This is a genomic window from Flavobacterium sp. N2270 (assembly GCF_025947225.1).
GTDB lineage: Bacteria > Bacteroidota > Bacteroidia > Flavobacteriales > Flavobacteriaceae > Flavobacterium.
Map to the genome: position 1 here is coordinate 1,831,668 of NZ_CP110005.1, position 11,932 is coordinate 1,843,599.

The 11,932-nt window shown below is 28.5% G+C and carries 9 protein-coding genes; 1 reads left to right on the forward strand and 8 read right to left on the reverse strand.

Translation table 11 applies throughout. From position 1 onward, the window contains the following. Position 1 precedes the first annotated feature (1 nt). From OLM55_RS08575 to OLM55_RS08610, 8 genes are all read right to left on the reverse strand, one after another. Positions 2–655 (reverse strand): TetR family transcriptional regulator C-terminal domain-containing protein, encoded by a 654-nt coding sequence (locus OLM55_RS08575; RefSeq protein ID WP_264558493.1) that lies wholly within the window; start codon positions 653–655, stop codon positions 2–4. A 97-nt stretch (positions 656–752) separates the two neighbouring features. Beyond that, a complete protein-coding gene (locus OLM55_RS08580; protein WP_264558494.1) occupies positions 753–1,871 on the reverse strand; it encodes a radical SAM protein in 1,119 nt (372 codons plus the stop codon). 81 nt (positions 1,872–1,952) lie between these two features. Next, positions 1,953–3,716: an acyltransferase family protein gene (locus tag OLM55_RS08585; RefSeq protein WP_264558495.1), complete on the reverse strand. Its 1,764-nt coding sequence runs from the start codon at positions 3,714–3,716 to the stop codon at positions 1,953–1,955. A gap of 73 nt (positions 3,717–3,789) precedes the next feature. Further along, on the reverse strand, positions 3,790–4,425 hold the full coding sequence (locus tag OLM55_RS08590; protein ID WP_264558496.1) for a hypothetical protein: 636 nt from the start codon (positions 4,423–4,425) through the stop codon (positions 3,790–3,792). Positions 4,426–4,454: 29 nt separating this feature from the next. After that, positions 4,455–5,144, reverse strand: coding sequence for a M24 family metallopeptidase (locus OLM55_RS08595; protein WP_264558497.1), 690 nt, complete (start codon positions 5,142–5,144; stop codon positions 4,455–4,457). A gap of 56 nt (positions 5,145–5,200) precedes the next feature. Then, the gene (locus tag OLM55_RS08600) at positions 5,201–7,963 is read right to left on the reverse strand and encodes a T9SS type A sorting domain-containing protein (protein WP_264558498.1); all 2,763 of its coding nucleotides are present in this window, start codon (positions 7,961–7,963) and stop codon (positions 5,201–5,203) included. Positions 7,964–8,002: 39 nt separating this feature from the next. Continuing rightward, positions 8,003–9,349: an adenylosuccinate lyase gene (purB, locus tag OLM55_RS08605; protein WP_264558499.1), complete on the reverse strand. Its 1,347-nt coding sequence runs from the start codon at positions 9,347–9,349 to the stop codon at positions 8,003–8,005. A gap of 160 nt (positions 9,350–9,509) precedes the next feature. Next, positions 9,510–10,193, reverse strand: a complete 684-nt coding sequence (locus tag OLM55_RS08610) for an SIR2 family NAD-dependent protein deacylase (RefSeq protein ID WP_264558500.1) — start codon at positions 10,191–10,193, stop codon at positions 9,510–9,512. 62 nt (positions 10,194–10,255) lie between these two features. On the opposite strand from OLM55_RS08610, the gene OLM55_RS08615 reads away from it, so the two are divergent. Continuing rightward, a complete protein-coding gene (locus tag OLM55_RS08615; protein ID WP_264558501.1) occupies positions 10,256–11,719 on the forward strand; it encodes a hypothetical protein in 1,464 nt (487 codons plus the stop codon). Positions 11,720–11,932 lie beyond the last annotated feature (213 nt).

Below are 11,932 nucleotides of genomic sequence, written 5' to 3' on the forward strand. Positions count from 1 at the left end.
ATTAGTTATTCATTTTCTCTTTCCAAAGAAATTTACCAAAATCAATGATGTTTTTAAAAGGCGTAACGTCTAACATGTCAAAGCTTGCATGAACTGATTTTTCAATAAAAATATCTGTTTTTTCAAATGAAGGCGATTTGTCTTCCATCCAAAACTTTAAAGTCATCATCATTTGAATCCATGCCATTTCAGAAATACTTTTGTGTTGGATTTTTTGTATCTTTTCTTGTGGTATATTAATTGTTTCAATTCCTAAACCATCAATATAGCTCTTAAAGTGTTTTCTAAGACCTGTTAGTTTTTTAAGATTTTCAAGCTTATTTCTATCTTCGGTTAAAAGATGAAGTACTAAACTTCTGTTGGCAGTTAATTGCTCAAAAAAAGTAAAGTAAAAACTCAATACTTTTGTTTTAGCATCGTAACTGTTGTATTCATCGCTTTTTGAAAGTAAATTTAAAGTACTTTCAAATAAATTTTCAAAAATACTTTCCTCAAGGTGTTCAAAACTAGAGAAGAATTGATAAAATTGAGGTTCTTCTATTTTTAATAACTGACAAAAATGGTAAATTGAATTTGGTTTTTTACCTTCTTCTACAATCATTTTAGTGTATGCACTTATGATTTTTTCTTTACTTATTTTTATTTCTTTAGCCATAGCAATTTATTTTACTTCAAAGATAAAGAATTATTTGTTTAAAAAATAGTATTAAAAGTTAAACAAAATATAAAATTGACCAGAGAGTTATTGAAAATTAGTGTTTATTATCTAAATCAATAGGAGGAATATCTATTATATGGCATTTTTTACAAAAATCGGGAGTTTCATTTTTGTGCCATTGTGTTCTAAAAGCTCGATATTCTGGAGTGTTTAAAGTTTTCATTAGTCCGTCTTTAAAAACATTTCCAAAGTTTAATATTTTAGGAAAGGGTTTTGCACAGCATGGCGACATCCATCCGTTCCAACTCACGTAAAAATGACTCCAAGGCAATGAACATTTTTGAAAGTTATTGGCAGTTTTAAAATCAAATGTACTTAGTTCAACACCATTTTCTTGAGCCACTTTATAGGCTTCTTTAAGTGCTTCTTTAAATTGTGGAGTGTCGTACATTTTATAAATATCTGTACTTACTGCAGGTGTTGAGGTAACATTCATAGTTTGAAAATCTACATATTTTATACCTATTTCTCCAGCCACTTTTACAATCTCTGCCATTTGATGATAGTTTTCTTTAATTACTACCATATTAAACATTAGTTCGGTATTGCCGTTTTGTTTTTTAGCAATTTTAGCAATTTCAGCAGTGTTTTTAATAAAAAAAGAATAATCACCTTCTAATCGTACATTTTCATATACATCTCTTAATCCGTCTATTGAAATTTGAATAGTGTCTATTTTTCCAATTATCTGTTCAGCAATTTCGATACTTTTAGGTAAATGAGCATTTATAGAAATTGAAATGATTATGCCTTTGTTTTTAGACTTAATATAATTTACCGCTTCAACAAGTGGTTTGTACAACATGGTTTCACCAAGTCCTGTAAGTCCTATCGAATCTACATAAGGATAAGCCTGATCAACAACTTTTTTTAATTCTTCAATAGGAATAAAGCCTTTGTCCATTTCATCGCCAAAAACATATTCTCTAGGACAAGTAATGCATTTTAAATTACAATGGTTAGTTACTTCTATCATAATACTTGATGGATGAGCAACCTTAGTACTTTTTATCAGTTTTAAATAATAAGTATATAATTTATTAAAAGAATACCTGAAAAAATCTAAACCTCTTGGTAAATGTTTGATTCTAAAAAATGCTTTTTCTAATTTTCTTTTTCTTCGTGAAGAAGTAGTATTTTTAAAATCACTCATATTTTAAGTAAAGATGTTTTTATAGAAATGTAAATTTATTATAAAAATAGGCAAGAACAAAGAAAGTAATTGGTTAAAAAATTATTTAAATATTGTCCCTTCATTTATTTTTAATAATTCAACAAAATATAGTGCACCGTTTTTTGTAAAATGCTTGCAGTCATGACTAATATATTTATGATTTGGAGTAAAAACAGGAACCGTTTTTTTGTTGTCAATTACTAATGCAATTAAATCAATATATCTTTCATTCCATTCTTTTTTTAAGGCTAAATGATCTTCAAAATAACTTTTTGCCATAATTGTTCTTTGTTTGTAATAAGCAGTATCTTTTTTGGCATTATAAAAGATTCCGTTTGTAACCCCAAAGTTTTTAAGCCCTACATTCCATACCTTATTAGAGTCAATTGAAAGTTGTTTTCTCAGCAATTTATAATTTTGCATTTTAATTGCTGAGAAAAAGATATAATCAGCTGAGTCAAATTTAGATTGATGTTCAATTAAGTTATCAGAATTTTCAATATACGAAAGTTCTATTTTTGAAGCATAATTTGATTCTAATAGTACATTAGCCCAATCTCTTGCAAAGCTATTTCCTATAACTAAAACCTTAATTTTTGTCTTAGATGTAAACTCTTTATCATAATCGTAAATCCGAGCATTATAACTGATATGTGGATTTTTTTTGGTGTTGAATACATTATAATTAAGAGGTGTTTTATTTTTAGTAATATCTAATTCGGGAATATCTTTTATGATTCCAGAAGTTGCATAAAAATAAAACGAAGTTCCGGTTAAAAGTAAAAACGAAATTCCAGTAATGAGTAAAGTCTGGGTATTACTTACTTTTTCTTTATTTCTAAAAGGTTGTTCAATAAAGTTATAACTAAGAATTGATAAAACTACTGTAATTCCAAAGATAAAGAAGTAATCTATAGGTTTAAAATCATATTTAATGATGTATCTAGTAAACGCCAAAACAATTTGATGCCACATATACAAGCTAAAACTTATTTTCCCTAAGCCAATCATTATTTTATTTTCTAAAACGCTATGTAGTAGTTTATTTTTTGCTTCAGATTCTAACAAAACAATCAATGTAGAACTAATTAAAACGAGTACAATTATATTTTTAGGGATTGAAATGTCAACGCACAAAAGAAAGATAATTAGTACCAAACAAATAGCTTTTAAATGACTGCTTACTTTTTTATTTAAACATACAATAGCACCAATTCCGCCAATTGAAAGTTCAAAGAATCGGTATGGCATTAAGTAAAATTGATAATATTCATTTTCAGTTAAAAGAAAACCAAAAGCAGAGAAAAACGTTAAAATAATTAGTATTGGTAAAATATTCTTTTTCTTAAGAAAGAGAAACAGGAATGGATATACAATATAAAACTGTTCTTCAATTCCTAGACTCCAAGTGTGCATTAGAGGCTTAAAGTCATTTACAGTAAACCAATAATTTCCGGTGGTAATTAATTGTAATATATTATTAGCAAAGAAATTTGTGGCAACGATTGATGCACCTAAGTTTTCTAAATCATCTGGTAACATTGTAAAATAACCTATAACTAAGGCTGTTGCAGAGGTGAAAAATACTAAAGGAAATATTCTTCTAATTCGCTTTAAATAAAAGGTTTTTATAGAAAAATTACGAACTAAAACACTTTTATAAATAATTGAAGTAATTAAAAAACCGCTTATTACAAAAAAGATATCAACACCTAAATAACCGTTTGTAAAATATCCAAAATGAAAAAAAATAACAGCCAATACTGCAATTGCTCTTAAACCATCTATGTCTTTTCGGTACTTTAAGGAATGATGTTTGTTCATTTATATAAGCTAAAAAACAAATATAGTATTTCTCCACTGAAGTTGTTTTAAAATACTATTTTCTCTCGTTTATTTAACGAACTCTTTCTTGCTTGTTTTGTTTAATAAAAAAAGTGGAATTAATTAAAGATAATGTTTCTATAGACTCTAATGAATCACTTCCATCATCGTTTTTTGAATCTTGGAAAGAGATGAAATGTGAACTTCCATCATTTGATTTAACTTTATACATGTCATAAGTTAATTTTTGACCTAATAATTCAACGTTAATTCTTTTGCCTTCAAGGCTTGTATTGCCAATTTTAGAAGTTTTTTTGTTAACGGTGCAGTTCTTTTTACCAAATTTTATAACAATCTCTTTTATTAGCATGTCTAATTCAACTTCTGAACTTAATTTAAAATAGGAAACAACAAAATTATTTCCGTCTAACGTCCAATTTTGATATCCAAAATCTGTTTCGCTTGAAAATGCAAAATGTTTAGGATAATCAAATTTTAAAATTCCATAATCAAACGTTACAGAATTAGAAATTCGAGCAATTATTTTATTGTTATTAACAGTTAAAGTATCACCATCATTTACATGATATTTTTCACCATTAATTTCAATATCAATTTTGAAAGCGGGAGAACTGGTTTCTTTTGAGTTTTGCCCATAAATGGAACATGAAATTAATGCAAAAGTGAATGTTATAATTGTTTTTATCATGATATTTTAAATGTGTAAATTATTTTGTTTTAAGACAATAATTGCTCAAAAAAGCCTCCAATTTCTAGCTCTTTGTTTATAAAGTGAATTTCGTAAATCCAAAATCGTTCTTCTCCATTAATATCTTTTGCCGACATTAATACATCGTTATTGACATCGTTATTGGGATGAATATAATTGATTTCATCTTCGCCAAGAAGTTTTTCATGCGGGAAATTACCCACTAAATGTCCGCAATGATGGTTTCCATATTCCCAACCATATTTTTTAGCCAATTCTTTAGTGTAATTAAAAAAATCAGCGCCAGTTAGCTTGTCTTTATTTAAATCGAAATACACTTTTCCTTCTTTCCAAGCAAGTTCTACATCTTGTTTTAACTTTAGTTTTGGCGCATTATTTCCAAGTACATAAGTTTTACCAACATCTGCTTCCCAATCTTCAAATACAGGTCCGAAATCAAAAAATAGAATGTCATCTTCTTGAATAGCTAAGTTAGGCGGATTCTCTTTATAAGGCAATAAAGTATTCTTACCCGAACGAACAATGCGCTTGTGCCAAAACTTACGAATGCCAAACAATTCAAATGCCAATTCAAATACCTCATTATTCAATTCACGTTCCGTTTTTCCAGCAATTACCAGATTTCTATTTTCAATTTCTTGAAATAAGATTTCTGCTTTTTTCTCGGCTTCGATTAAGTGGGTAAGGGCTGGTTTCATATTTTGGTTATATGGTTTTGATTATACGAATTAGCTACAAAACCAAAATAATTTAATTAAAATTTAATTATTTTATCATCTATAATACTATTATCGTAAAAGATAATTTTTATTAGATATGTTCCATTCTGTAGGTCAGAAATATCAATTTCATTTAAGTCTTTAAAGCTTTTAATTTTTTGACCGACCAAGTTAAATAATTCTACTTTTGAAATTTCTTTTTCAGTATTAATGTTAATAAAGTTTTTAGTAGGATTAGGATATATCCATACTTTTTTATTGTCAAAAGAATCATTACTGAGAAGCTGATGGACTGTAACTGGTAGTCGATGGTTACTTTCTATACCATTAATTGTTTGTGATGCATAATATGTAGTTCCGTCTACTAATGGCGTATTATTTGGTAATAGGATATTTGTAGAATTGTTTGAAAGTGAATTTTTATACCAGTTATGTGTTATTTCTGAACAAATATTTTGATTGCTATACCACTGGATATTTTGACCATAAACGATTAAATCATTCAATGTCTGTCCTAAAGAAAAAGATTGAATGGTATCTCCAGTTGGTGCTGGAGTTAGTGAAAGATTTGGATTTTTAATTCTAGAAATAAATGACTTGTTTGAATTTAAAATATTTTCAAAATCTCCACTAACAATTATACTTTCGCAATTTTGTATAGCAAATGAATTGTAAAAATTTAAAGTACTATTATCTGTTCCACTTTTAACAGGTATATCAATATTATACAAATAATTTCCATCATAATCATATACTTTTAGTATTTTGTTTAAATTATTAAGATTGTCATTATCTAATACAATAATGTGATTATTACTGCTAAAAAAATTGAAATATTTTGGATAATTAATTGAAATTTGATTAAAACTATAATCAAATGTACCATCATTATTTAATCTAGATATAGAAGAGTTTAGTCCACCACCTTCATTGGAAAAATAAATTTTATCATTTAATTTTTTAGTTCTAATTTTTCCATTATTCCCATTTGTTGTTGTATAAAATTCATTTAAATTATTACCAGTATTAGAATCTACTGTAGTGATAATATCGTCATAACTTGAATTGTATGCTGTTAAAATAATATTTTCATTGTTTAAATATTCAATATGCTTGATTTGAATGAAACCTGGTTGGGTCATAAAGTTATTGTCAACTAATCCATTAGCATCAAATTTTTTTAAAATATTGTATCCATTATTTGTAAAAAAAGAATTTGAATTAGCACCTACTAAGATTAATTCATTATCGTTTGTCACTATCATTTGTAGAGGATGCTTATAAATACTGTTGAAAGTATTATCAATTGAACCATTATTATCTAGTTTAATGATATATGTTGAACCATAAGGATTTATTAATGATAAATAAATGCTGCCATCATAATTGTAACGATTGAATTCTAAAGGATTTTCAGTGTTTGAAGAAAAAATTAAGTTTGTTAATGTACTATCAAGGTTAAAGGTATTATCAATAGTTCCATTTTCATTTAATCTAAAAAGTTTTTTTACTGGTATATCATTATAAGTTGTAAATCCTCCATACATTAACAACTTATTATCTGGTAATTTAAATATTTTAAGTTTATCATTATTCATCATATTTGGTCCAAAATGAGGATTAAAAGTTAAATCAATGCTACCATTCATATTTAATCTAAAAAAACCATTTCTTGTAATACCATCAGAATTTATATAATTTCCGTTAACAATAATCTTATTATTTAATAATATAAAATAATATGTATTATTTGGACTTGTATTAAGGTCAATAAAGGACGAGGTGTATTGTGTAAATCCAATATTATTCGCTAATCTCAATCTATTACCGCTCTGATAATAAAACCAACCATAATTATCAATTATAAATTTTTTCGAACCAGAAGCAGTTGAAGTAAAGCTCAGGTCGATTGAACCATTACTATTTAATCTAACTAAACCTTGACTGTAATTTGACCCATTTCTTCTTATATTTACTCCAGAAGTAACAATTTTTCCATCATTCTGAATTTTAACATCATAGAACTGACCAGAGGAATGATTATACCCATTTTGAGTTCCACCAAAAGAACTAATTGAATAATAAACGCCAAAACTAGTATCTAAAGATCCATTATAATTTAATCGAGCTATTCCTCTAATAGAGTTATTATAATTATTACCATTATATGTATCAAACTCACCTACTGCAATTATTTTATTGTCAGACTGTATATCAATTGCCCTAATAATATTATTAAAACCTGTTCCAATATTAAAATTTGTATCTACTATTCCAAGATTAGATATTTTACAAATATTAGAATAGTTTAAAGAGTTTACGTTATTAAAATTACCGGCAACTATTAAATTACCATCATTCATTATTTTTAGTGCATAAACATCTTTTAAACCTGAACTTGAAGTTATTAAGCAAATATTAAAATTTGTATCAATGGTACCATCTGGATTGTAATGTTCTAAAATTGTATTATTGAGATTTTTTCTAGCAATGTAAAAGTCTCCATCTATTTTATTTGTAAAAACATTAATTTCAATAGCTTCTGGATAATAAAATGAAGTTTGTGTAAATGAATTGTCAATACTTCCATTAGGATTTATTCGAACTATTTTTTTTTCATTATTGAAGGTTTTTTTTACAGAAATTATTTTTCCATCATTAAGAAAATCACCTGTAAACCCAATGTTTTGAACAAATTCACCTGTGTCTGAAGGGTTAAAACTATTATCAACATCAAAAATTTGGGCATTAACTAAATAAAAGTTACTTAGAAATAATAAAAGTATTAATTTTTTCATATAAAATTTTTAAAAACCTATCAAATATAATATTTAAACTCAAATCCCCAAATAATTACTTGGAGTAATTTGTTTCAATTCGTTTTTAATGTCGTCAGAAACATTTAACGTTTCAATAAACGCCTGAATAGATTCTTTATTGATAACCGTATTAGTTCTTGTCAATTCCTTTAAAGCTTCATACGGATTTGGATACCCTTCACGTCTTAAAATCGTTTGAATAGCTTCGGCAACAACTGCCCAGTTTTTTTCTAAATCTTCGGCAAATTTAGCTTCGTTTAATAATAATTTATTCAATCCTTTCAATGTAGCTTCAAAAGCAATAATGGTATGTCCAAAAGGAACTCCAACATTACGTAAAACCGTACTGTCTGTTAAATCACGTTGTAAACGAGAAATAGGTAATTTAGCAGAAAGGTGTTCAAAAATAGCATTGGCAATTCCTAAATTTCCTTCACTATTTTCAAAATCAATCGGGTTTACTTTATGTGGCATAGCACTCGAACCAATTTCTCCTGCTTTAATTTTTTGTTTGAAATATTCCATTGAAACGTACGTCCAAATATCTCTATCTAAATCAATTAAAATAGTATTGATGCGTTTTAAAGCATCGAAAAAGGCTGCAAAATGATCGTAATGCTCAATTTGTGTAGTTGGGAAAGAATGGTGTAAACCTAGAATATCTTCTACAAATTGAGAACCAAACGCTTTCCAATCGTTATTTGGATACGCAACTTTGTGTGCGTTATAATTCCCAGTTGCACCACCAAATTTAGCTGCAAAAGGCACATTGAACAACAAACGCATTTGCTCTTCTAAACGCTCTACAAAAACTAAAATTTCTTTTCCTAAACGAGTAGGAGAGGCCGGTTGTCCGTGAGTTCGTGCTAATAATGGCACATCTTTCCATTCTACGCTTAATTCTTTTAATTTTTGGATAACAGAAATTAAAGAAGGCAAGTAAACATTTTCAAATGCTTCTTTTGTAGAAAGCGGAATGGCTGTATTGTTTATATCTTGAGAAGTCAATCCGAAATGGATGAATTCTTTATATTTTTCTAATCCTAATGCGTCAAATTTACTTTTAATGAAGTATTCAACCGCTTTAACATCGTGATTTGTCGTTTTCTCTGTTTCTTTAATCCAAAGAGCATCTTCACTAGAGAAGTTCTCGTACATTGCTCTTAATGCTGGAAAAACTGCTTTGTCTACACCAGAAAGTTGTGGTAATGGAACTTCGCAAAGTGCAATAAAGTATTCTACTTCAATTAAAACTCTATATTTTATAAGGGCTTCTTCTGAAAAATAAGGAGCTAAATTTTGAGTTTTGTTTCTGTATCGACCGTCAATAGGCGAAATGGCATTTAATTCTGATAAGTGTTGCATGTTGTTGTGTTGTTGTTTTTTAACGAAGTGCAAATTTAGTGATTAGTGATTAGTAATTAGTAATTAGTGATTAGTTTTTTTTAGCATTTACTTTTTTGAAGTTGAAACTTGATATTGTAATTGCTTTTTTAAAAGAAATACAGTTAAATAAATTACCAAATCAACGTACCAACAAATCTTTCAATATTTTCATTCCTTCGGTGGCCGAAAGTGGAATTACTTCAAGAGGATTCGGCAAGTCATAAATCGTAGCAGGTTTTGGATCAATATAATATACCGGAATATTTTGGTTTACATAATTGATTAATCCAGCAGCAGGATAAACTTGTAAAGAAGTTCCAATTACTATTAAAATATCGGCTTGTTCTACAATTTCTAATGCCTTGTCCATTTCGGGAACTTCTTCGCCAAACCATACAATATGAGGACGAAGTTGGTTTCCAAATTTATCTACATCGCCAAGAAATAAATCGGTTTTCCAATCTAAAATAATTTGTTCGTTATAAACGCTTCGAGCTTTTAATAATTCACCATGCAAATGAATTACATTATTGCTTCCGGCACGTTCATGTAAATCGTCTACATTTTGAGTGATGATGTGTATATCAAATTCATTTTGAAGTTCGGCAAGAATACTATGTGCTTGATTTGGTTGCACTTCTAAGAGTTGTGCTCTTCGTTTGTTGTAGAAATCTAAAACTAATTCCGGATTTTTAGCAAACCCAATTGGCGAAGCTACTTCCATGATGTCATGACCTTCCCAAAGTCCGTCTGCATCACGAAAAGTTTTAATTCCACTTTCAGCACTAATACCTGCTCCACTTAGTACAACTAATTTTTTCATAAATATTAAAACCAATGATTACACTTTCTCGTATATGATAAATATAACTAAAAATTAAACTTATGAAAAAGCAATTACTTGTTTTATTTAGTCTTTTATTTTCTATTACTTTTTTTGCTCAAGTAGGAATAGGGACAACTAATATTTTAAACGGTGTAGAATTACAAATTGAAAGCAGTTCAAGAGGATTGTTAATTCCTCGAGTTGCATTAACATCAACAATTATTCAAGCTCCTGTAGGTCCTGCACCTATTGCAACAGGTGTTTTGGTTTATAATACTAATATAAATGGTGTGGGAGCAACAGCGGTTTCTCCAGGGTTTTATTATTGGTCAGGAACTGAATGGGTTGCTCTAAAATCAAACACAGGAACACCAAGTTTACAAAATTGGTCCTTATTAGGTAACGCAGGAACAACTCCAGGAACTAATTATTTGGGAACATCAGACAATAGAGATTTACAATTTAAAACCAATAATCAATTACGAATGACTACTAAAAATTCAGGCGAAGTTATTATTGGAAACTCAACAAATCCTTTAGGAAATACACTAACAACAATTTTTCCAACCGGAACACAAATTGGTTTATTTGCTTACAGTGATAATTCACCAAGAACAATAAGAGCATTAAATGTTGATAATACACAATTTGTTATTGATGGAGGAAATTTAGATGCTGATGGTGGTAGAGGAGTTATTGGTATTAGTGCTAATTTAGCTTCTAGCTCTACAAATACTGTTATGGGGGTTTTAGGTGTTGCTGGTAGAACTACGTTTACTGAACTTCCAGGTGAATCAGTTGGTGTTTCTGGACAAGGAACAACAGGTTTGCACGTAAGAGGAGTTGGTAAAACAGGAAGTAACGATTATTATTCAGCTTATTTTGAGTATGATCAAGATGATAACTTATCTACAAGTAATGGCCCTCAAGCAAGAATAGCGGGTAAAGATTTTGATTATTTTGGAGGTGGAGCAGCAAGAAGAGATGTTACTTATGGAGGTTATTTTGATGCAAACACTTCAAATTCTGATTATGTTTTTGTAGGTGCACGTAATAATAATACATCTTATAAAGTTTTAGGAGGAGGAAGTGTTTCTACTATGGTAAAAGACGATGACGGGAATAATAGAATTCTTCATGCAACTGAAACACCCGAAATTTTGTTTGAAGATTTTGGAACAGGAAAACTAATAAATGGAGTTGCTTATATTGATTTGGATCCAATTTTTTCAAAAAACATTTTTGTAAGTCAAGAACATCCAATGAAAGTTTTCATTCAACTAGAAGGCGATTGTAAAGGTGTTTATGTAACTGAGAAAACCGCAAAAGGGTTTTTAGTAAAAGAATTACAAAATGGAAATTCTAACGTTTCTTTTTCATGGAATGTTGTTGCAAATAGAAAAGATACTTTAAAAGAAGACGGAAGTATAGATTCTGAGCACGTGGGTGTTCGTTTTCCTATAGGTCCTAATCGATTAAAACCTGTTTTAGGTAGAGAAGTAAAGTATGATATAAAGGAATAATGGTTAGTTATTTATTTTCAAAAGTCCTAATGATTAATTTCATTGGGATTTTTTTATGCAACTAATATAAACAATTGAGTCTTTTTGTAAGTGATATTAATAACAAGTATTTAATTATTTAGAGAGGAATATAGTATTTATCAATTCTTTTTTTAACTATAATAGATGTTTGTTGTACGTGATTAAACCTAAATGTTTGTGCGTAACTACTAC

Bases quoted from the DNA above. Each gene is read 5' to 3' on its own strand.
- OLM55_RS08575 (WP_264558493.1), bottom strand. From the start codon at position 655: ATGGCTAAAGAAATAAAAATAAGTAAAGAAAAAATCATAAGTGCATAC.
- OLM55_RS08580 (WP_264558494.1), bottom strand. From the start codon at position 1,871: ATGAGTGATTTTAAAAATACTACTTCTTCACGAAGAAAAAGAAAATTA.
- OLM55_RS08585 (WP_264558495.1), bottom strand. From the start codon at position 3,716: ATGAACAAACATCATTCCTTAAAGTACCGAAAAGACATAGATGGTTTA.
- OLM55_RS08590 (WP_264558496.1), bottom strand. From the start codon at position 4,425: ATGATAAAAACAATTATAACATTCACTTTTGCATTAATTTCATGTTCC.
- OLM55_RS08595 (WP_264558497.1), bottom strand. From the start codon at position 5,144: ATGAAACCAGCCCTTACCCACTTAATCGAAGCCGAGAAAAAAGCAGAA.
- OLM55_RS08600 (WP_264558498.1), bottom strand. From the start codon at position 7,963: ATGAAAAAATTAATACTTTTATTATTTCTAAGTAACTTTTATTTAGTT.
- purB (WP_264558499.1), bottom strand. From the start codon at position 9,349: ATGCAACACTTATCAGAATTAAATGCCATTTCGCCTATTGACGGTCGA.
- OLM55_RS08610 (WP_264558500.1), bottom strand. From the start codon at position 10,193: ATGAAAAAATTAGTTGTACTAAGTGGAGCAGGTATTAGTGCTGAAAGT.
- OLM55_RS08615 (WP_264558501.1), top strand. From the start codon at position 10,256: ATGAAAAAGCAATTACTTGTTTTATTTAGTCTTTTATTTTCTATTACT.